Genomic DNA, 20,673 nt, shown 5'->3' with positions numbered 1-20,673 from the left:
TACAGAAAAGAGGAAAATACATGAAAACAGTTAGGGTAGTTGCAGCAGTAATAAAGGCAGTTAATGATAAGAAAGAACCAATTATTTTTGCAACCCAGCGAGGATATGGAGAATTCAAAGATGGCTGGGAATTTCCAGGCGGAAAAATAGAAGCAGGAGAAACACCACAGGAAGCGTTAAAACGTGAGATTATGGAAGAATTAGATACAGAAGTTAAAGTTGGAGCTTTAATCGATACAATTGAATATGATTATCCTAATTTTCATCTTTCAATGGATTGCTTCTGGTGTGAGATATTAAGCGGAGATCTGGTGTTAAAAGAGCATGAGAACGCAAAATGGCTGACTAAACAACATCTTGGAGAGGTTGAATGGCTGCCAGCGGATGTTACTTTGATAGAGAAGATAAGAGAGGATATGTAGAAATATTTATACAAAATCATAGTCAAAACTTGAAACAGTGTAGCATCAGATAGTTATAAAGCTATTTACACAGGAAGAGTAGATTTCAGAGAAAACAACGAATATAGGATTAGGGCATATGGATGGCTGTTTCTGATTTAAGAGATATAATGTGGTTGATAAGAAAGTAGAGACAAAATCGGGTAATTATGGACTATTATTAAACCAAGTGTTATAATAAAATGAATTATAATTGAGGAGAAATACTTATGGATTGGACGTTAATATTGACTGCAATAGGAACTGTTGCAACTGTTATATCAACTGTGATTGCTATTAGAGCTAAAAATGAAGCCCAGGATATTTTAAAGCAAATAAAAGAAGAACATAGTCGAAATGTAAGGAATAAAGGTAATGTAAATGTTGAAAATAATGGGAGCAATTCTGGAATTATGAGTGGAATTAATTCAGGGGAAATACATAGATGACAAGAAATGAATTCAAAACTGAAAATAGTGGAGAAAATCAGGGAGTAATTGTAGGACAAAATAGTGGGAATATTAACGTATCAATACAAAAAGTTGTTAAAATCCCTTCTTTGATAGCTACTGTAGTAAAAACGCTAGGAGAAATGTGTGTTCAAGATGATTTTAGTGATAATATAGGTAATCTTCAAGAATACAGACCTGATGAAAAAATAGAATATAATTGTGTAGTTAAATATAAAGAAATTATCAAGGAATTTTCTGCGTATTATTCGATATGTGAGAACCATTTGAACGCCTATGATGATTCAAATATTTCTGGTAAGGCTAGGATTTTAAAATGTGTTCATCTCTGGTATTTACAAGCAAAAGGAGAAATAATTGCAGAAAATATACAGACGGGTAAAAGCTATATCGAGATAGTAAGGAAAAATTCGGATAGAATTATTGATATGGTAAAAATAAAAATTCGTGATGCAGTTATGGGAGCAAAAGAATTTGATACTATGTATGTTGAGGACATAGAATTAGGAATAGAGTGTTTTACTTGTTTTTGTTTTATGGAATGTAAGATATTGGAGAGACCTATATGATTTTAAATAGTCAAAGACAGCCCGATTTTTCATTGTATTATTTGGGTGGTGTGTTGTTAAAAATTTTAGAGCAAGTAAAAGTTATATCCATCGAGAAATTGTTGGAGGAATCACAACAACATTTAAAGAAAAAAGTTCATGTTGATTTTATTTATTATGGGTTAGATTGGTTGTATTTATTAGAACTCGTTAGAGTTGAGGAAGGAAAGGTGTATTATGAAAATAAAAAAATTAATAGTACGCAAAACGAAACCTTCTGAAGAAGTTATACGTGAGATTCAATTTAAAGAAAAAGGATTGAACTTGATTATAGATGATACTCCGGAGAGTTTGCGTGAAAGTGGTAATAGTGTAGGAAAATCTACTGCAATAAAAATAATAGATTTATGTTTGGGTGCAAAGTCTGTTCGTGAATTATATTATGATTCGGATACTAGAAGTGAAAATGTGGTGGTTAAGGATTTCTTAGAAGAATATAAAGTTCAGGCTGAGTTGATTTTGATAGATGAAAACAAAAGGGAATATTCAATAAAGCGAGATTTGTTCCTGAGAGGGAAAAAATATATTTTTGACGAGCCTTATTCTGAACAGGATTTTTGGGATGAGTTGAAGAAGATAATCTTTGGTTTGAAAGAGCCAAGACCGACATTTAGACAGTTAATACCTAAGTTTGTAAGAGTGGAAAATACTGCAGAAGAAAGAATGATTAAATTTTTGCCTATAATGACAGGTAGTGATGTATATGACACAATATATTGTTTCTTGTTTCAAATATATAGTGATGAATTACTAAGTAAAAAAGGAGAAATTACAGAAAAACTATTTGAGTGCCAAAAAACAATTCAAATGTTGGAAAAGAGTAAGAGTATTTCATCATTAAGTGTTTTGAAACAATCACTTGAAATTATTAATTCAGATTTAAAAGATTTATATGACAAGAGAAATAAATTGTCATATATGGATGAATATAGAGAAGAATTAGATTCAAAGAGAAAACTAACTTTGCGGATTAATGATTTGCAAGAAAAGATGGAATTGGTAGAGTTTGAAATTTCCAATATAGAAAATAGTATAGTGAGTTTATCAAAGGAAAAATCGGAAATTAATATTCAAATACTTCAGGCAATATATCAGGAAGCTAAGAGTTATATTCCTAAATTGCAGAAGAACTTTGAGGATATGATTAGTTTTCATAATTCAATGATTCAAAATCGAATTGATTTCATACAGAAACAATTGAATGTAAAAAAGGAATTATTGGAACAGTACTCTTCCCAATTAGCAAATATTTTGGAGCAAAAAGAAAAGATAACAATTGAGGCATTGGATGAAGGATTATTAGATGAATTGAATATGCTTAATCGTAAAATTGAAGATTTGTCATTAAAGAAAGGAGAGATAAAACAGTCTATTCAGCTATTAGAGGAACAGGAAGCGGTTAGACAAGGTTTGAATAAAGAATTATTGGATATTCAAAATCAGATGGAAAATGATGGTATAGATGAAAAAATAAAAAAGTTTAATCAATTTTTTTCTGACTATTGTGATAAACTATATGGTGAGAAATATTTGTTGGCATATAATGAAAATTGGAAAGAAGAGAAAAAATTTCCTGTTAGTATTGCGTCACTTGGAGGAAAGGTAGGGACAGGAAAAAAGAAAGCAGTTATTGTAGCTTTTGATTTAGCATATATGCAATATAGTATTCATATGGGTATAAAAGTTCCACAATTTGTAATTCATGATAAGATGGAAAATACTCATATAAATCAGATAAAGACTATTTTTGAAATATGTGAAGAGATAGATGGACAGTATATTATACCTATTTTAAGAGAACGTATTGATAAAGTTGATCAAAAATATGTCCAAAAAGCAAAAGTTTTGGAATTAAGTACAAATAATAAGTTTTTTGGAATATAAGTCACTTAGAAAAGCCGATTGGATTTCCACAACATGAAAACCAATTGGCTTTATGTTTTGAATCGATGTGTTTTGTGTTTTCAATCCTGTATACATACTTACAAATAAGGATAAAGCGTATGTTGAAGGAACGAATGAGTTTAAGGATTTGTTGAAAAATGCGGTGGAAGACCTTGAAGTTTCTGACAGGTAAGGAGGATTTTCATGAGCAATATTATTGTTTTGTCAGGCAGTCCGCGTAAGGGTGGCAATACTGACCTGTTGGTTGATGCATTTGTTAAAGGTGCGGAAAAGAATAATAATGTAGAAGTCGTTTCGGTGGCGGATTATAAGGTCAATCCATGCAATGGCTGCAATTCGTGCTTTGACAGGGAAGGACATGAATGTTTTCAGCAGGACGACATGCAGATAGTTTATGATAAGTTAAAATGTGCTGATGTGATTGTCGTTGCTTCACCAGTGTATTTCTATGGAGTGAGTGCGCAGCTTAAAGCAATTATCGACAGGTTACATACTCCTATGAGAAATGATTTCAAAGTCAAGAAGCTGGCGTTGATACTGGTTGGAGCAGCAGTTTTGTCGGAATTGTTTGATTCTATTAAGATACAGTATCAGCTTGTGCTTAATTTCTTCAAGCTTGAAGATGCGGGAATGGTGCTGGTCAGAGGTGCTAAGGATAAAGGTGATGTCAGGAACACTGATGGGCTGGATGAGGCTTATCGGCTGGGATTGGCGATGGAGTGATGAAATAATAAATTAAAGGTAACATTATTATGTATGGAGGGAATATGTTTCCAATAATTGATAAAAGAGAAACCGGAATTAATATAAGAAAAATCATGGATTGTCAGGGAGTGACGGCAAAATAAAGAAAAATATTACTTATGAATATTTTATATTTGATTTATAACGGAGGAGAGCAGATGCGATACCTTTCAGTTACTGAAATAGCGAAAAAATGGGATGTGTCGGAACGTAGTGTCAGAAATTACTGTGCTCAGGGACGAGTAAACGGTGCGTTTCTTACCGGCAAGACTTGGAACATTCCCGAAAATGTAGAAAAGCCGGAGCGTTCAAATAAAAAGAAAGAGCAGCCAATTACATTGCTAGATATTCTGCAGGAGCAGAAGGCAAGTAAGTATTCCGGTGGTATTTATCATAAGACACAGATTGAGTTAACATATAACTCCAATCATATTGAAGGCAACCGCCTGACTCACGATCAGACCAGATATATCTTTGAAACCAATACCATCGGTGTAGAAAAAGATGTGCTGAATGTGGATGATGTGATTGAAACAGCAAATCATTTCCGCTGTATAGATATGATTATTGATAATGCAAAGAAAGCTCTGACAGAGAAGTTTATGAAAGAACTTCATCTGGTCTTGAAGAGTGGTACCAGTGATTCCAGAAAAGATTGGTTTGCCGTAGGCGACTATAAAAAGATACCGAATGAAGTCGGTGGTATGGATACAGCACTTCCGGAAGAAGTTGCCGATAAAATGAAAGCTTTGCTGACAGAGTACAACGGAAAAGAAGAAAGGACTTTTGAGGATATTCTGGATTTCCATGTGAAGTTTGAACGCATCCATCCATTCCAGGACGGCAACGGTCGTGTGGGCAGATTAATTATGTTCAAGGAATGTCTGAAATATAATATCATTCCGTTTATCATCGAGGATAATCTGAAGATGTTCTATTATCGTGGATTGAAAGAATGGAACAATGAAAAAGGTTATCTGACAGATACCTGTCTGACCGCACAGGATAAGTATAAGGCGTATTTGGATTATTTTAGAATTGCATATTAAACATTGCATTTTTATCGAATATTTACTATGAGTTGTTTTGACAGATTTGTTTTACATTTTCATTCCATGGTGAAAGACTGTCAAGTGAAATTCTTGCGGAGCTAAAATCCCGGGTGTTGAGCGAAGACACCCACAGGTTTATTCTGTATATAAGAGATAGGATAGAGCAGGGAAAGCTGGTTTTCCGAGGAAGAACAGGAAGTGGCACGGTATATGCTGGCACAAAAGATCAAATTGGAACAGGAGTGTATACGATAATGTATAAGAAATGTTCCCTAAGAGGGATTGTTAAGAAGAAAATATTACTGTGTCTGATAGCACAGCTCATATGTTGGGGTATTATGACGATGTCAGATTATATGGAAGAAACATATAACGACAGTTTCAATCTGATTGTTGTATTTGTGGTCCCCCTGATGTGTGGGGTTTTGTATATTATATTTAGGAGATGGATATATGACAATCAGATGGTGCGGCTGAAAGATGTCGTCATAATCTGCGAGACGTGGCTGATCTGTGGACTGATACTGGGATTTCTGATAGGTGCTTTGGTTAACAATCAAATGTGGATAGTGTCGCAGGCTACAGGAGGATGGGAACATCTGCTGAATGGGATAGAATATATGATGTTCGCCGTGACGCTTATGGGAATACCATTTGTGGCTGTAGTATTAATCGAATCGGTTATAGGAATAGTGAAATTGTTAAGGAAATGATAGATAGTGTAAAGTACACTACATACTCTTTCGTATGGGAATGCGAATTTCGGAGTTTTGTGGACTGACGCTGAAGGATATTGATTTGGAGAAACGAACAGTGAATATCGACCATCAGTTACAGAGAACATCGGATATGCAATATATCATCGAAACCACAAAGACAGATGCCGGAACAAGGGTACTGCCGATTACAGAGGATATAGCAGAAATGTTTCAGGCAATCATTGAGGACAGCAATGCTCCCAAGGTGGAAAAATTTATAGATGGCTACAGTGGATTTCTATTTTACGATGATAATGGAATGCCACTAGTTGCAATGCACTAGCAGCACCGATTCAATCATATGGTTGGCAGATACAATGATATCTACCGAGTACAGATGCCAAACATTACACCTCATGTATGCTGACACACCTATTGCAGCAATATGGCCAAATCGGGAATGAATCCGAAGATATTACAGTACCTCATGGGGCATTCGGATATAAGTGTTACAATGAATGTGTACACGCATATCGGATTTGATGATGCAGAGGAAGAATTGAAACGAATGGAAGAGTTTAGGAAAGCACAGGCGGAGATAGAGAAGAAAAACGATGCCAAAGCGGTATCGCAGAAAATGTTTAAAGTAGTGTAATGTTACGTAGCAGAGACGCTCCGGCTGGAGCTTTTTGGCGTTTCCAAAAAGAGATGTAAATGGAAAAAATATTCCGAAAAGCACTTGCGAAACGTAGAGGGATTTGGTATTTTGATTCCAAAAGCGGAAGTAAGTAGAAATATTATTCTGAAATAATTAACAAGGAGGATACTGTAATGGAAGAAAAATATGTATCTGTGAAACCGACGACAACTATTATTACTTTATTTGAACGAATTGTTGAAATGGAAGGAGGAGTAGAAGGCTTTGACAGACAAGCTATTTTTAACAGGGTATTACTGTATACCAAAGATTTGACTGATAATCAATTGATTGCTGCAGCAAAAAAGGTAATAAGTGTTGAAGAAAGGAATGATTTACCTACTTCATTAAAAGTTCGAACCAATTGTGAATTATTAGATGATGTGGTAGAACGATTCAAAGATGTATTTAAGATTTCTAGAGTAAAGTCGCCGTTTCTTATGAGAGTAACATTGACAGCCTATTATAATTATCTTGTTGAAGGCAATAAGAATGTAGAAAAAGTAGAGGCAGAAGAAGTTAAATTAGGTGATTTGAGAGCAGACGAAGTTAGTAGGCTTGTTCGTCTGAACAAATACCTTAATCTGCTTATACATACTGATTCTGTAAGTATCGAAAAGATAAAGAAAATTGATGGAATTTTGAAGGAGGATTGATTATGACTATACATGAATTATATGATTATATTATTGAAAATTACGGGAAAAGGAAATGCTGGATTTCAGACCTTGCAACTACATTGAATATATCCCGTGAAGACGCAAACTATTTGACATATTTTCTGGGCTACCGGAGGGGAAAAGAAGGCTTGATAAAGTCAGAAATTCAATTTATTTCCGATGCAGGAGTAAAAGCTATCTATGCCAAAATATAAAGGAGAAAATTTGCCTTATTAACACATAAATAAATGCTAAATCAATATCTCGGAAATACCCGCAAAACTGGGCTTTTTCGGGCAAAAAGGAGCAATCAATTACTATGATAAAAGTTTTATTCATCTGCCACGGCAGGAGTTTCTCTTTTGTCTAAATCTCCTTATTTTATGCGGATTTCGAGAAAGTTAGAGAGAAATTTACAACGAGTTTACAATTTTTGAAAGATGTCCGATATGATAAAAATTTGTTCTTTAGAAAGAGAGATGAGCGGTTATGTTGAATTATTTAAACAATAATTTGGTGTTAATTAATGAATATCAAAATCTATATTTTCAGGAGATTAACATCGATAAGATAATCGAAAGATTCAGAACAGGAGAAATAATTAAGCATAATGGTTTCGACTACGGAAGGTTTCGTGTATTTATTGATAGTTGTTTATTATTGTTGAATAAAGAGAAATTGAATGATTATTATAAAAATGGATATAGTTTTAAGGAGTTTATCAGAGAAGTAGAAAATGATATTCATTTAAAAGATTATTTTGAATTTATTAAACAAGAACCATTAACTAATGATATTTCTAATATTTGCTTGTTTCATTCTTTTGAAAATAAAAAGAAAAAACCATGGGATCAAATTATGACTATACGAAACTCAATGGCGCATATGCAATATGGAAATTTTTTCTCACAAGAAAATGGTACATTAATCCTTTATTGGCTATATAACAAAGACGATGGAATAAGAAAGGATTCAGGTATTGTTTTTGAATTTGTTCTTCACGAATTAATTCAACGTTTTTTTAATAATTATAGTTCGGGGCTTTTGTTTAAAAATTCCTTTTTTTCAAAATATTCTTTGCGATTACAGAAGAAAAGTTTTTGGAAATATTATTTCTATGAAATTACACCTAGAATATGTGATGAAAACACATATAATGGATACAATAAAGGGATAATGAGTGAGTTGGCACAAGTGTCCAGAGATAATAAAAAATTGTTACCGTTTTTGCAACAAAATAATGATAAAATTAATGTTAATGAACTAGAATTAAATAAGATTATAAAAATGCGGGATTACAAAAAATTAACAAAAAAATTGAAAATACAAACATATGATGAGTATTTTTATGGATTAAAAACATTTCTTGATTTTGAAACGGAATTGTCAAATTTTTTGGTACATATCAGTCAGATTAATAACGTATTTTATGCCTACTGTACGAAACGTGATAGTAAGAATGTTACTCAAAACGAAATTGAGGAATATAAGAAACAACTTGAAAAATCACTACTGGAATTATATGAAGATGAAAATGCAAAAATTTCATTTAAGATTGGTTTTGTTTATTTATATTCTATGAATTTTGCGTTGCGAACAGAAGATGATGACTACGAGAAACTGAAATATCAAGACCTTAATGTATCTAAGTTCAAGTATCAAAATGAAAATTGGGAGCAATATAGACGGAGAAATGAAACACAAAATTGCTCAATTCAGAAATATATTGTTGAGCGTATGAGAAATTCTTTAATGCATGGGCATATTGAAATTTTACTGAACAAAAAAGGGGAAATAGAATTTGTTTTTCGAGATAAATATAATAAACGAAATGAAGTAATATCTATTATATTGGAAGATTTAGAAGAATTTTTATCTCAACAATGTTTATATAGTGGGATACCTAAAAAGACTTTAATTTTCCGAGTGCAACAAAGATAAAGATGTTGAGTAATTATTTTACAACTTTTGACTGCGAAAACATGAGAATTTATAAGAAGATACAGAAACTACAAGAAAAATGAAAGTTGTAAAAACCCTTTAAATATAAGGAAATACGACGATTTAAGGAGATATAAGAACATGATAAAAATACTTTTCATCTGCCACGGCAATATCTGCCGAAGCACTATGGCAGAAAGCGTTATGACATATTTAGTTGAAAAAGAGGGACTTGCTGATAGGTTCTATATTAATTCTGCGGCGACAAGCCGCGAGGAGATTGGTAATGGGGTGCATCATGGCACTGTTGCCAAGTTAAAGAAAGAAGGGATTCCGGTGATTCCTCACAGGGCAGTGCAGATGACTCTGAATGATTATGAGGAATATGATTACCTTATTGGAATGGATACTGAGAATATCCGCAATATGCAGAGGATATCGGGTGGAGATCCGGATGAGAAGATATATAAGCTACTTACTTTTGCGGGAAGCGGGCTTGATGTGGCAGACCCATGGTATACGGGAGATTTTGAGGCAACCTACAGGGACGTTCTGGCAGGCTGCAAAGGGTTGCTTGAATGCCTTAAGGAAGAATTGTAGACGGCTGCAGGCAAGGTGGCATGAGCAAGTGCCACGGCAATATATGTGAATAAAAAGGGTCGGGCAAGGCAGGCTGTCTTCTTCTGGGACAGCCTGCCTTCCCCGACAGCCACTACCTACTGGCTGCCAGCTACAGCCCGCCACCACCTACCACGGCAGAATATACATATTCCTCTGGTAAGAACCGAATACAGTGGCAGTTGCCTTAAGCTCTGCACCGAGACGGCGGAAAGACGAATTGCTGGCGACGTTGTCAGGGTGGGCTACGGCGAGGATTGTGTCGATGCCGCGGTTGCGGGCAATTGAACAGAGACGCTTGTTAAGCTCACACATAAGGTTGTGACCGCGGAAGTCAGGGTGAACCATGCATCGTCCGACTTCAGCTACATTTGTAGAATGAATGTCGAGACCGAGCTTTTCAGCTTCCTCAGCAAATTCATGCTCATTAAAGAAAAGGGCGCTGGCGGCAACAAGTTCATTATCGTCATTAAATGCACCTAAGAAGCATGTCCAGTCAGCATCAAAGAAATGTGAGCGTTCAATATCATCAATAGGAATCCACCATTCCGGAACAGGAAGAGCATTTTCTATAGTATATATAAGCTGTTCAAGGGAAGCCTTATCATTTTTATCTAATACACGGATATTCATAGCAATCTCCTATACACTTAAATTCAGAAATAATTTTAATATTACCTTAATATATGCAAGTTATAATCCTAATCCACCACATTATAATATGTATGTATCTTAAAATCAAAATATTTTTAAATTCGCGGGCAGAATATTAAGCAGGCATAAATTAATGCCGATATACATTTATAAGACATATTGCTTCTTGAATATTTATAAAAATATATATTTAGATAGATTTTTTTTATTTAGGGCTTTTAAAATTCCTTTTTTATGTATATAATGGTGATTAGCCATGGGTACACATGGCTTCTAATGACTTTTGATTTTATGTTTTATCTGAATATATCGGACAGACAGAGGTCCGCATTGTTTTATAAGAAAGGGGAATTATCATGTTATCAACAGATATTGGTATAGATTTAGGTACTGCAAGTATTCTTGTGTACATCAGAGGCAAAGGTGTTGTTCTTAAAGAGCCTTCAGTTGTTGCATTTGACAGGGATACTAATAAGATTAAGGCTATCGGTGAGGAAGCAAGACTGATGCTTGGTAGAACACCAGGTAACATCGTTGCTGTAAGACCTCTTCGTCAGGGTGTTATCTCTGATTACACTGTAACTGAGAAGATGCTTAAGTACTTTATCCAGAAGGCTATCGGCAAGAGAATGCTTAAGAAGCCTAGAATCAGTGTATGCGTACCTTCAGGTGTTACTGAGGTTGAGAAGAAGGCGGTTGAGGATGCTACTCTTCAGGCAGGCGCAAGAGAGGTTGCTATTATTGAAGAGCCTATCGCAGCAGCTATTGGTGCAGGTATTGATATTTCAAGACCTTGTGGTAATATGATTGTTGATATCGGTGGTGGTACAACTGATATCGCTGTTATCTCTTTAGGAGGAACTGTTGTAAGTACTTCTATTAAGATTGCCGGAGATGATTTTGATGAAGCTATCGTAAGATACATGAGAAAGAAGCATAATCTTCTTATTGGTGAAAGAACTGCAGAAGATATTAAGATAAAGGTTGGTTCTGCTTATCCTAAGGCAGAAGTCACAACTATGAATGTACGAGGAAGAAACCTTGTAACAGGTCTTCCTAAGACTGTAGAGGTAAGCTCAGAGGAGACAGAGGAAGCTTTAAGAGAGGCAACTTCACAGATTGTTGAAGCTGTTCACAGCGTTCTTGAGAAGACTCCACCAGAACTTGCATCTGATATTGCAGACAGAGGAATCGTCCTTACAGGAGGCGGAAGTCTTCTTTCAGGACTTGAGGATTTAATTGAAGCCAAGACAGGAATTAATACTATGACAGCCGAAGATCCAATGACATGTGTTGCTATTGGTACAGGTAAGTTTATTGAGTTCCTTGCAGGCTACAGAGACGAAGTTAAGTAACCTGAAACATTTCTAATAAGATTATTACTAATGTTTCTTAACATTCTGGCAGAATGGACAATTTTTATGCCGGAAGAATATATTATCAAGAAAGAGGCGGGTTATGGTAAAAGGGCTTTATACAGCGTACTCTGGCTTGACAGTTCAGCAGAAGAGACTGGATGTAGTGTCTAATAATCTGGCTAATGCAACTACCACAGGTTATAAGAAAGAAGGCCTTACGACACAGTCGTTTAAAGATGTTTATGGCATCAAAGTTAAAGATGAAACTGTGGGCTATATTAATCAGAATATCGGAACTCTGAATCTTGGAGCGAAAGTAGGAGAATCCTTCAGAAGCTGGGATCAGGGCTCTTTCCAGAACACAGGCAATACATTTGACTTTGCGCTGAGTGGAAGTGGATTGTTTTCGATTTCTTTCACTAACAAAGCTGGAGAAACTTCAACGCTTTATACCAGGGACGGATCTTTCCAGATGAACCGTGAAGGTTATCTGGTAACCAAGGATGGTGATTTTGTATTGGGCGAGAATGGTCCGATACAGTTACCTACAGACTTTGAAAAACTGACTGTAGAAGAGAGTGGCGAAATATATGCTGACGGACAGTATGTAGACAGATTTGCTCTTGTGGATTTTGAGAATTATGACTATGTTGAGGCATATGGCGAGAATCTTTACAGAGCTGTAGATGGCGCAACACAGACAGATGCTGCAGCAACAGTTAATCAGGGATATTTGGAGGCTTCCAATATTAATGTGGTAACAGAGATGGTAGATATGATATCTATTGCAAGAGATTTTGAAAGTAATCAGAAGATTATGAATACTATCGATGAGATGTTAGGAAAGATGGTATCTATATCTGAGATTTAGTAACAACTGTTAGGCATATACATATGGAGGACTGACGACATGATGAGATCATTGTGGACTGCTGCATCAGGAATGATGAGCCAGCAGACAAGCGTAGATACTATTGCCAACAATCTGGCAAATGTTAATACAGTAGGATATAAGCAGGAACAGACTCAATTTAAGTCTCTGCTTTACCAGAATCTTCAGGCGAAGACTACTTCTGCCAACGGAGAGAATAAACCTGTTGGAGCACAGGTAGGACTTGGTTCAAGAGTTTCAGCAGTAACATCAATATATACACAGGGTGCATTAAATGCAACCGACAGTACAACAGATTTTGCGATTAATGGAGATGGTTTTTTCGCAGTAAGAAATACTAATACTGACGAGACTGTGTATACAAGAAATGGACATTTTACATGGGCAACAGCTACAGAAGGCGTAATGCTTAGTACTTCGGAAGGATATCCTGTACTCAGCGCAGATGGCGCAGAGATAGTTCTTGGACAGGATGCTAACGGTGAGGATTATAAGACTAATCTTATTACTATTGATACAGACGGCAACCTTTTATATCCTGATGAGTCTAACAATCCGGCACCAATCGGTATTAAGATTGGTTTATATCAGTTTTCTAATCCTGCAGGACTTGATAAGATTGGTGGAAGCTACCTTTCAGAGACTGAGGCGTCAGGAACTGCACTTAACGAAGAGTATGATGCAGTTGGGAAGAAGAGTTCATTAAGACAGTCATATCTTGAGTCATCTAATGTTCAGGTTGCAACTGAGATGGTTAATCTTATTACAGCACAGAGAGCGTATGAGTTATGTTCTAAGGCTATAACAACATCTGATACAATGATGGAGCAGGCTAATAACCTTAAGAGATAAGCGGGGTGTAGTGTATGAGCGATTCTATTACGGGGCTTAGCAGTACGAATTATTCAGATGTGTATGATTCTAAAGCGGGTTCTTTAACTAATAAACTTACAGATACTGATTATTCTAAGGCATCAGACGATGAACTTATGTCTGTATGCAAGGATTTTGAAAGTTATTTTGTTGAACAGGTTCTTAAGTCAATGGAGAAGATGGCTAAGATTGATTCAGAAGACGAGGATAGCAATCTTTTTACTTCTATGGCTGGAATTGGTGGAACAGAGGATACTTCACTTAATACTTTGGGAAGTTACTTTGGAGATGAGATGGTGTCATCTTATGCCAAGCTTATGACTGATTCTAATCATGGCAAAGGACTTGGAATAGCACAGACGCTTTATGAGCAGATGAAGAGAAATTATTCTACAGAGTCTATTCCTAAGGCAGATGAGCAGGAATAATATTTAACATAAAGGAGATAACAGATTGGATTACGAGTCTGTGAAATATGTAGAGGGCTTTGTGGAGAATATTATCTTCAGGAATGAAGACAATGGATATACGGTTTTTAATATTGTATATAATGATGAAGAAATCACCTGTGTTGGAGTGTTAAGCTATATCAACACAGGTGAATTTATTACCGCACAAGGCGAATTTGTTAAGCATGCAGTTTACTACATGCAGTTTAAAGTCACATCTTATGAGTTCAGGGCGCCGGATGATGCTGCATCCGTAAGGCGTTATCTAAGCTCCGGGGCAATCAAGGGTATCGGCGAGAAGATGGCTGAACGAATAGTTAAGACATTTGGCGATGATACATTCAGGATTATGGAAGAAGAACCGGAGCGTCTGGCTGAGATTAAAGGAATAAGCATGTCTAAAGCTATGGATATAGCAAACCAGCTTATTGACAAGAAAGACATCAGAAAAGCAATGATGTTTCTTCAGCGTTATGGAATCCAGATGAATCTTGCCAACAAAATATTTAAGCGTTATGGAAACGACATTTATAACATTCTTGAACAGAATCCGTACAGGCTTGCTGATGACATAGAGGGTGTCGGTTTTAGGACGGCTGATGAGATTGCTTCGCGTGCCGGAATCAAGATTGATTCTGAATTCAGGATTAAGAGCGGAATATTTTATGTGCTTAATCAGGCGACAATGCAGGGACACACATATCTTCCGTATGATAAGCTTGTGCGTCAGGTCAACGAACTGCTTTTGATTGATGTCCAGGACTATGACAAATACCTTATGGACCTGACAATGGATAAGAAGATAGTTGTCAAGGTTAAGGACAATGTAAAATGTGTCTATGCCCGTATGTATTACAACATGGAAGCAAATGTTGCAGCTATGCTTAATAATCTTGATGTCCAGATTGAGGAAGACCAGAAATTCATAGATGACAGGATTGCAAGGATTGAGGATAAAGAAGGAATAACTCTTGATGATATCCAGAAAGAGGCTGTTGCGAAAGCAGTAAGAAACGGGCTTGTTATTGTTACTGGCGGTCCGGGAACCGGTAAGACTACAACTATTAATACAATAATCAAATATTTTGAGCTGGAAGGTCTGGAAATCAGGCTGGCAGCGCCTACGGGACGTGCAGCCAAGAGAATGACTGAGGCGTGCGGTTATGAAGCACAGACAATCCACAGAATGTTAGAGATAAGCGGCGGTGTGCCGGATGGTGACAGAAAGTCGGTAGCAGGTCTGTCTATGTTCTTTGAGAGAAATGAAGATAATCCGCTCGAGGCTGATGTTATTATCGTTGATGAGATGTCGATGGTAGATATAAGTATTATGAATTCACTCCTTAAAGCTGTTTCGATTGGAACGAAACTGATTCTTGTAGGTGATGTGGACCAGCTTCCAAGTGTCGGTCCGGGAAATGTGCTTAAAGACATCATAGAATCCGGCTGTTTTCCGGTTGTTAAGCTGGAGAGAATATTCAGACAGGCGGCACAGAGTGAGATTATTATTAATGCCCATAAGATAAACAGGGGTGAGGAGGTTGTACTTAACAAGTACAGCAAGGATTTTCTCTTTGTTCACAGAAACGGTGCAGACAATATTATAAATGCGATGAAAACGCTTATTAAGGACAAACTTCCGGACTATGTGGGTGCTGATGTGTATGACCTTCAGATTCTTACTCCATCGCGAAAATCCAATGTCGGGGTGGAACGTCTTAATAAGATTATGCAGGATTTTCTTAATCCGGCTGATGCTATCAAGCAGGAAAGACAGGTGGGTGATGTTACTTTCCGTGAAGGTGATAAGGTTATGCAGATTAAGAATGACTATCAGCTTGCATGGGAAAAACGAAGCAGATACGGTATTCCAACAGAACAGGGAACCGGCGCTTTTAACGGGGATACCGGAGTTATAGAGAGAATAAGCACATTTGATGAGAATGTAACTGTGAAATTCGAAGATGGCAGATTTGTTACTTATGAATTTTCACAGCTTGATGAGCTTGAACTTGCGTATGCGATTACGGTTCACAAATCACAGGGAAGTGAGTACCCGGCGGTTATTATTCCGATGTCGCAGGGACCAAGAATGCTGATGAACAGGAATATTCTGTATACGGCAGTTACAAGAGCAAGAAAATGTGTGTGCCTCGTTGGGGAAGAGGAGATATTCAGGCTTATGGCTGACAATGTATCAGAGTCAAAACGATATTCTTCACTCACAGACAGGATTGAAGAAATCAGACATATTGAAGATTTCGGACAATGATAATTGATATGTTTATATGTGATAATGATGATAATAATGGGGGATTATGGATTATAAGAAGGTATTAATGGAGGCAGTTAATGCGGTACTTCCGCCAGTGTGTCCTATGTGTGGAAAGCCGGCACCTTTTGTTGGAGGGATAAGGGCAGATATATGTGGAAGCTGCATGCATAATATAAATTATGTAAGCGAGCCTGCCTGTTTAAAATGTGGTAAGCCAGTGAAAAATGAAGAAACAGAATACTGCAGTGACTGCAGCAGACAGAAGCATGTATATGATCAGGCATGTGCGTTGTATGAATATTCTAAGAATGTCAAGGAATCAATATACAGATTTAAATATTATAACAAGCAGGAATATGCAGGAATATATGCGAAGCAGATGGAGGACAGATGTGGCAGGATGATACGCATGTGGTCGCCGGATGTGATAATTCCTGTTCCGATTCATATTTCGAAATATAAGGAGCGTGGGTTTAACCAGGCTGGGCTTATTGCGCAGGCACTTGGAAGAGCTATGCAGATTCCGGTAGATGAGGAATATCTCGTGAGGATTGTTAAGACTCAGCCCATGAAGGAGCTAAGTAATCGGGAAAGAATTAAAAATCTGCAAAATGCTTTTCAAGTAAGAGAAAAAGTTGTAAGATATAGAAAAGTATTAATTGTGGACGACATATATACAACAGGAGCAACATTTGATGCATGTGCAGCAGTACTTAAAGACGCAGGAGTGTCGCAGGTATATGGTATAAGTCTGTGTGTGGGAGACGGATTTTAAAGTATGAGCTGCTTTAGTAACTGGACCTGTTAACGAGATTGATAAAGAGGATTAACAAGGAGAAGCTATGGAAGTTAAGAATTGTAAGAACTGTGGAAGATTATATAATTATATAGGTGGTGTGTACAGACTTTGTCCTGAATGCATGAGAAAGCTTGAAGAAAAGTTTCAGGAGGTTAAAGATTATATAGAGGATAATCCAAGGGCTGATATGAGAGAAATATCTGAGAAGTGCGATGTCAGTACAAGACAGATTGAACAGTGGATAAGAGAAGAAAGATTATCGTTCAGTGATGATTCACCTATTGGTATTGCATGCGAAGTATGCGGAGCTACCATAAGAACCGGAAGATATTGTGAGAGATGTAAGAACGATTTAGCTAACAGACTGGGAAGCATGTACGGAAGCAGATATTCAACAGTTGATACTGATAAGATAAGAGAGAGAAGAGAAAAGGCAAGGATGAGATTTCTTGATAAATAATAAGCTTTTTTCAAAACGGGTATAAAGTATTTGCGGAAACTGTCCGATATCTTACACATGAAGCAAGAGAGTATCTGCTTTAATTAATGGAAAGTGAGGCGGTTAATATGCGCATAGATGCTTATAATGCTGTTAATCAGATATATCAGACCAGCCAGATTTCTAAAGCTAAGACAGCAGCTAAGACATCATCGGTTAGTGACAAGTTTGAGATTTCTGACACAGCCAGGACATATCAGACAGCCAGGACAGCAGTAAGTAAGGCTTCTGATGTTCGAGAAGATAAGATTGCTGATATTAAGGCACGTATGGCAGCAGGAACTTACAACATCAGTTCAGAAGCTGTTGCAGATAAGATTCTGAACAACATTTCAACATTAACATTTTAGTGGGGTTTTATTAGATGGCAAGTTTGATAGATTCTTTGATTAATATAATGAATGATGAGAACAGACAGTATACTGAGCTTTTGGACTTGTCTAATTATAAGACTACTGCTATTGTTAAGGGAGATGTCGGACAGCTTCAGGAGATATTTGGTAAGGAGCAGAAGCTTATTGATATTCTTAACAGACTGGAGATGGAGAGACAGTCATGTGTTGCAGATATATGTAAGATTCTGCATCTGTCAGTAGCAGAGGTTAAGGTGAGTCAGATAGTAAGACTGTTAGAAAAGAAGCAGGCAGAGCATGATGCTTTAGAACAGTCGTATCTGAGTCTTAAGAAAACTGTAAACCAGCTTACGCAGGTTAATGATAATAACAGGCTGCTGCTTAAGGAATCAATGGATATGATTGATTTTGAGATTAATCTTGCGAAGAATGCAAGTATGGCTCCACAGACGGCTAACTATGGAAAGGGAGCGTATGAGGAGACAGGTGGCATGGGAAGCACAAGCTTTGATGCCAGGCAGTAATATTCTGATGGCATATCAGGATGCCACGGATATAAGACAATATGAATAATATCACGGATGATTTATTGTGAGATGGGGTTGTCCGTGTTGGATTGAAAGCCACATTTTTACTAAGGAAATGTGGCTTTTTTAGTCTCTGGGGTGTTTTGTTTTAAAAAAATGACGATATACATATAAGATTATGAATTAAGTAAGAAAGAGGTGACCTTATGGCTAATGGAATGGCAGGATTGTTTGTTGGAGCAAGCGGTTTGAAAACAGCTCAGACAGCACTCAACACAACAGCACACAATCTGTCTAATATTAACACAACCGGATATACAAGACAGCAGGTTACTTTCTCTGATACTACATATGTCAATGTCAACAGCAAGGACAAAGTAAGTTATGCAAGCTATGGACTTGGTGTTGCAATATCTGAGGTAAGAAGAATAAGAGATCAGTATATTGACCTGGCATACAGGAATGAAAATTCAAGACTCGGATTCTATGAAAGCCAGTATAATGCTGTTCAGGAGATAGAAGATCAGTTTGGTGAGATGCAGGGTGTAACTTATGAGTCATATCTTACCAATCTGTATGATTCAATTAATGAACTTGCCAAGAATCCGACAAGTACAGTTGCAAGGTCATCGCTTATCCAGAATGCGACTGCATTTATAGAGAAATCAGAAAATGTGTATAAGGGGCTCAGGGATTACCAGACAACTCTTAATACACAGGTTAGTAATATGGTTAATAAGATTAATGATCTTGCAGGCCAGATATATAAGCTTAATAAGAGTATTGCCAAGGTGGAAGCACCGGGTATCGAGAAAGCTAATGATTTAAGAGACCAGAGAGATGCGGCAATAGATGAACTCAGCAAATATATAGATATTACTTATTATGAATCAGAGAATAAGGAAACTATTATTAATGCAGCCGGAGTTCCTCTTGTAACATCAGGCGAACTTACAGCTATGAGTACAAGAGTTGTCGAGGGAACAACACTTGTTATTCCCACATGGCCATCGTATGAAAGAGATGTTTATGAAGATGGTAAGCTGGCATCTAATGCTGATGATACAGATAAGGGACAGCTTAAGGGACTTATTATTGCAAGAGGCAATATGGTTGTAGATTATACAGTGGTTCCGGTTGCGCCTGACAGCAATGATTATGACATGAGTACTGAGGAAGGCCGTACAGCATATCAGCAGGCCTATAATGAATATGCAAAGCAGCAGGAATACTACAATACATATGTAGAGCCTTCAGCAATTCTTAGCGCTATGGCGGGATTCGATAAGCTTGTTAATGGAATTGTTGAAAGAATCAACGGAATCTTGTGTCCGGAGAAAACTGAGACAAGGACTAATCCTTATCTTAATGCAGATGGAAGTGAGATTCAGGCAGATACATACATATATAATTCAGTTGATCAGCCGGTTCTTTATGACAGATACGGAAGAGAGGTTACCGGAACTGATAACGGTGATGGTACTTACAGCTATGCATCTGGTGAGAAATTATACGAGAGTGCAGGCGGAGCAGCGGTTCCGGTTGATTCATATGAGTATCTTATGCTTGACATGGACAAGACTGGATACGGTATGGATGACGATAAGACTGTTGGTACAGAACTGTTTTCAAGAATTGGAACAGACAGATATATTAAGACTACAGGTGATAACGGAGAGACAATCTATCTTAGAAACAATCTTAACGAGACAGATTATGAATCATTATATAAGCTTGGCAATCTGAAGATTAATCCTGAAGCAGCACAGAATGTAGGAAAGATTCCACTTTCTACTGTACAGGGTAAGGAAGATTTTGACAGAGCCAAGGAACTCGTGGATATATGGGATGAGAAATTCGCTTCCCTTAACCCGGACATGTATGCGAAGTCGGATTACATGTCATTCTACAATAATTATATTGGTGAATATGCCACTATGGGTAAGGCACTTTATAATTATGTAGGTAACCAGACAACGATGGTTGATGGTTATGATAACCAGAGACTACAGTCAGAGGGTGTATCCTCTGATGAAGAGTTAGAGAAGATGATAAAGTATCAGCAGGCATATAATGCAGCATCGAGATATGTTAATGTAGTAAGCGAAATGCTGGAACATCTCGTTACTTCACTTGGACGTATATAAATGCTGATTAATACA

General features: G+C 36.9%; 23 protein-coding genes and 1 pseudogene. 23 read left to right on the top strand and 1 reads right to left on the bottom strand.

Features of this window, described 5'->3' with window-relative positions; genetic code table 11:
• Positions 1–20: 20 nt before the first annotated feature.
• From GKE48_RS00965 to GKE48_RS00905, 13 genes and pseudogenes are all read left to right on the top strand, one after another.
• Entirely contained in the window at positions 21–422 is a 402-nt protein-coding gene (locus GKE48_RS00965; RefSeq protein WP_022097121.1) for a (deoxy)nucleoside triphosphate pyrophosphohydrolase, read from the top strand.
• Positions 423–670: 248 nt separating this feature from the next.
• Positions 671–889, top strand: coding sequence for a hypothetical protein (locus GKE48_RS00960; protein WP_119218785.1), 219 nt, complete (start codon positions 671–673; stop codon positions 887–889).
• Entirely contained in the window at positions 886–1,479 is a 594-nt protein-coding gene (locus GKE48_RS00955) for a hypothetical protein (protein ID WP_154300284.1), read from the top strand. Before GKE48_RS00960 ends, GKE48_RS00955 begins: the two co-directional genes overlap by 4 nt.
• Positions 1,476–1,739: an ABC-three component system middle component 6 gene (locus tag GKE48_RS00950; RefSeq protein ID WP_154300283.1), complete on the top strand. Its 264-nt coding sequence runs from the start codon at positions 1,476–1,478 to the stop codon at positions 1,737–1,739. Before GKE48_RS00955 ends, GKE48_RS00950 begins: the two co-directional genes overlap by 4 nt.
• Positions 1,696–3,402 carry a DUF2326 domain-containing protein gene (locus tag GKE48_RS00945; RefSeq protein ID WP_154300282.1) on the top strand — a complete coding sequence of 569 codons (1,707 nt, stop codon included), beginning with the start codon at positions 1,696–1,698 and terminating at the stop codon, positions 3,400–3,402. Before GKE48_RS00950 ends, GKE48_RS00945 begins: the two co-directional genes overlap by 44 nt.
• A 204-nt stretch (positions 3,403–3,606) precedes the next feature.
• Complete coding sequence (locus GKE48_RS00940; protein WP_154300281.1) at positions 3,607–4,146, top strand: flavodoxin family protein; 540 nt, start codon at positions 3,607–3,609, stop codon at positions 4,144–4,146.
• A 179-nt stretch (positions 4,147–4,325) separates the two neighbouring features.
• Positions 4,326–5,216, top strand: coding sequence for a Fic family protein (locus GKE48_RS00935; RefSeq protein ID WP_154300280.1), 891 nt, complete (start codon positions 4,326–4,328; stop codon positions 5,214–5,216).
• A 257-nt stretch (positions 5,217–5,473) separates the two neighbouring features.
• Positions 5,474–5,932, top strand: coding sequence for a hypothetical protein (locus tag GKE48_RS00930; protein WP_154300279.1), 459 nt, complete (start codon positions 5,474–5,476; stop codon positions 5,930–5,932).
• Positions 5,933–5,942: 10 nt separating this feature from the next.
• Positions 5,943–6,572: pseudogene (locus GKE48_RS00925) on the top strand (site-specific integrase); the annotation flags it as partial.
• Between the two features lie 176 nt (positions 6,573–6,748).
• Positions 6,749–7,270, top strand: coding sequence for a hypothetical protein (locus tag GKE48_RS00920; RefSeq protein ID WP_118148459.1), 522 nt, complete (start codon positions 6,749–6,751; stop codon positions 7,268–7,270).
• 2 nt (positions 7,271–7,272) lie between these two features.
• Positions 7,273–7,488: a hypothetical protein gene (locus GKE48_RS00915; RefSeq protein ID WP_118148458.1), complete on the top strand. Its 216-nt coding sequence runs from the start codon at positions 7,273–7,275 to the stop codon at positions 7,486–7,488.
• A gap of 274 nt (positions 7,489–7,762) precedes the next feature.
• Complete coding sequence (locus GKE48_RS00910) at positions 7,763–9,214, top strand: hypothetical protein (protein ID WP_118011674.1); 1,452 nt, start codon at positions 7,763–7,765, stop codon at positions 9,212–9,214.
• A 141-nt stretch (positions 9,215–9,355) separates the two neighbouring features.
• Positions 9,356–9,814: a low molecular weight protein-tyrosine-phosphatase gene (locus GKE48_RS00905; protein WP_118391557.1), complete on the top strand. Its 459-nt coding sequence runs from the start codon at positions 9,356–9,358 to the stop codon at positions 9,812–9,814.
• A gap of 147 nt (positions 9,815–9,961) precedes the next feature.
• Here GKE48_RS00905 and GKE48_RS00900 read toward each other — a convergent pair whose 3' ends face one another.
• Entirely contained in the window at positions 9,962–10,465 is a 504-nt protein-coding gene (locus tag GKE48_RS00900; RefSeq protein WP_022097389.1) for a GNAT family N-acetyltransferase, read from the bottom strand.
• Between the two features lie 377 nt (positions 10,466–10,842).
• Between GKE48_RS00900 and mreB the strand changes: the two genes are divergently transcribed.
• The 10 genes from mreB (at position 10,843) to flgK (ending at position 20,658) form a co-directional block, all read left to right on the top strand.
• Positions 10,843–11,841, top strand: coding sequence for a rod shape-determining protein (gene mreB, locus GKE48_RS00895; protein ID WP_012738495.1), 999 nt, complete (start codon positions 10,843–10,845; stop codon positions 11,839–11,841).
• A gap of 103 nt (positions 11,842–11,944) precedes the next feature.
• Positions 11,945–12,715 (top strand): flagellar basal-body rod protein FlgF, encoded by a 771-nt coding sequence (gene flgF, locus GKE48_RS00890; protein ID WP_118265293.1) that lies wholly within the window; start codon positions 11,945–11,947, stop codon positions 12,713–12,715.
• 39 nt (positions 12,716–12,754) lie between these two features.
• Positions 12,755–13,588: a flagellar hook-basal body protein gene (locus GKE48_RS00885; RefSeq protein WP_118351535.1), complete on the top strand. Its 834-nt coding sequence runs from the start codon at positions 12,755–12,757 to the stop codon at positions 13,586–13,588.
• A gap of 14 nt (positions 13,589–13,602) precedes the next feature.
• Positions 13,603–14,037 carry a hypothetical protein gene (locus tag GKE48_RS00880; RefSeq protein WP_118351536.1) on the top strand — a complete coding sequence of 145 codons (435 nt, stop codon included), beginning with the start codon at positions 13,603–13,605 and terminating at the stop codon, positions 14,035–14,037.
• Positions 14,038–14,077: 40 nt separating this feature from the next.
• Entirely contained in the window at positions 14,078–16,330 is a 2,253-nt protein-coding gene (recD2, locus tag GKE48_RS00875) for an SF1B family DNA helicase RecD2 (protein WP_334296460.1), read from the top strand.
• A gap of 46 nt (positions 16,331–16,376) precedes the next feature.
• Positions 16,377–17,108: a ComF family protein gene (locus tag GKE48_RS00870; protein ID WP_154300277.1), complete on the top strand. Its 732-nt coding sequence runs from the start codon at positions 16,377–16,379 to the stop codon at positions 17,106–17,108.
• Positions 17,109–17,175: 67 nt separating this feature from the next.
• Positions 17,176–17,592, top strand: coding sequence for a FeoC-like transcriptional regulator (locus tag GKE48_RS00865; RefSeq protein ID WP_243138409.1), 417 nt, complete (start codon positions 17,176–17,178; stop codon positions 17,590–17,592).
• Between the two features lie 86 nt (positions 17,593–17,678).
• On the top strand, positions 17,679–17,981 hold the full coding sequence (flgM, locus tag GKE48_RS00860; protein ID WP_243138408.1) for a flagellar biosynthesis anti-sigma factor FlgM: 303 nt from the start codon (positions 17,679–17,681) through the stop codon (positions 17,979–17,981).
• A 14-nt stretch (positions 17,982–17,995) separates the two neighbouring features.
• Entirely contained in the window at positions 17,996–18,508 is a 513-nt protein-coding gene (locus tag GKE48_RS00855) for a flagellar protein FlgN (RefSeq protein WP_154300276.1), read from the top strand.
• 209 nt (positions 18,509–18,717) lie between these two features.
• A complete protein-coding gene (gene flgK / locus GKE48_RS00850) occupies positions 18,718–20,658 on the top strand; it encodes a flagellar hook-associated protein FlgK (protein WP_154300275.1) in 1,941 nt (646 codons plus the stop codon).
• Positions 20,659–20,673 lie beyond the last annotated feature (15 nt).

It is taken from the genome of Lachnospira eligens (assembly GCF_009680455.1).
Lineage (GTDB): Bacteria > Bacillota > Clostridia > Lachnospirales > Lachnospiraceae > Lachnospira > Lachnospira eligens_A.
The sequence above is the reverse complement of the archived record's forward strand: the minus strand, read 5'-3'. Positions and strand labels throughout refer to the sequence as shown.

Coding starts and splice junctions, on each gene's coding strand:
- GKE48_RS00945 (WP_154300282.1), top strand. CDS start 1,696: ATGAAAATAAAAAAATTAATAGTACGCAAAACGAAACCTTCTGAAGAA.
- GKE48_RS00920 (WP_118148459.1), top strand. CDS start 6,749: ATGGAAGAAAAATATGTATCTGTGAAACCGACGACAACTATTATTACT.
- GKE48_RS00880 (WP_118351536.1), top strand. CDS start 13,603: ATGAGCGATTCTATTACGGGGCTTAGCAGTACGAATTATTCAGATGTG.
- mreB (WP_012738495.1), top strand. CDS start 10,843: ATGTTATCAACAGATATTGGTATAGATTTAGGTACTGCAAGTATTCTT.
- flgK (WP_154300275.1), top strand. CDS start 18,718: ATGGCTAATGGAATGGCAGGATTGTTTGTTGGAGCAAGCGGTTTGAAA.
- GKE48_RS00915 (WP_118148458.1), top strand. CDS start 7,273: ATGACTATACATGAATTATATGATTATATTATTGAAAATTACGGGAAA.
- GKE48_RS00930 (WP_154300279.1), top strand. CDS start 5,474: ATGTATAAGAAATGTTCCCTAAGAGGGATTGTTAAGAAGAAAATATTA.
- GKE48_RS00855 (WP_154300276.1), top strand. CDS start 17,996: ATGGCAAGTTTGATAGATTCTTTGATTAATATAATGAATGATGAGAAC.
- GKE48_RS00865 (WP_243138409.1), top strand. CDS start 17,176: ATGGAAGTTAAGAATTGTAAGAACTGTGGAAGATTATATAATTATATA.
- GKE48_RS00935 (WP_154300280.1), top strand. CDS start 4,326: ATGCGATACCTTTCAGTTACTGAAATAGCGAAAAAATGGGATGTGTCG.
- GKE48_RS00910 (WP_118011674.1), top strand. CDS start 7,763: ATGTTGAATTATTTAAACAATAATTTGGTGTTAATTAATGAATATCAA.
- GKE48_RS00955 (WP_154300284.1), top strand. CDS start 886: ATGACAAGAAATGAATTCAAAACTGAAAATAGTGGAGAAAATCAGGGA.
- flgF (WP_118265293.1), top strand. CDS start 11,945: ATGGTAAAAGGGCTTTATACAGCGTACTCTGGCTTGACAGTTCAGCAG.
- GKE48_RS00940 (WP_154300281.1), top strand. CDS start 3,607: ATGAGCAATATTATTGTTTTGTCAGGCAGTCCGCGTAAGGGTGGCAAT.
- GKE48_RS00960 (WP_119218785.1), top strand. CDS start 671: ATGGATTGGACGTTAATATTGACTGCAATAGGAACTGTTGCAACTGTT.
- GKE48_RS00950 (WP_154300283.1), top strand. CDS start 1,476: ATGATTTTAAATAGTCAAAGACAGCCCGATTTTTCATTGTATTATTTG.
- GKE48_RS00900 (WP_022097389.1), bottom strand. CDS start 10,465: ATGAATATCCGTGTATTAGATAAAAATGATAAGGCTTCCCTTGAACAG.
- GKE48_RS00870 (WP_154300277.1), top strand. CDS start 16,377: ATGGATTATAAGAAGGTATTAATGGAGGCAGTTAATGCGGTACTTCCG.
- flgM (WP_243138408.1), top strand. CDS start 17,679: ATGGAAAGTGAGGCGGTTAATATGCGCATAGATGCTTATAATGCTGTT.
- GKE48_RS00885 (WP_118351535.1), top strand. CDS start 12,755: ATGATGAGATCATTGTGGACTGCTGCATCAGGAATGATGAGCCAGCAG.
- GKE48_RS00905 (WP_118391557.1), top strand. CDS start 9,356: ATGATAAAAATACTTTTCATCTGCCACGGCAATATCTGCCGAAGCACT.
- GKE48_RS00965 (WP_022097121.1), top strand. CDS start 21: ATGAAAACAGTTAGGGTAGTTGCAGCAGTAATAAAGGCAGTTAATGAT.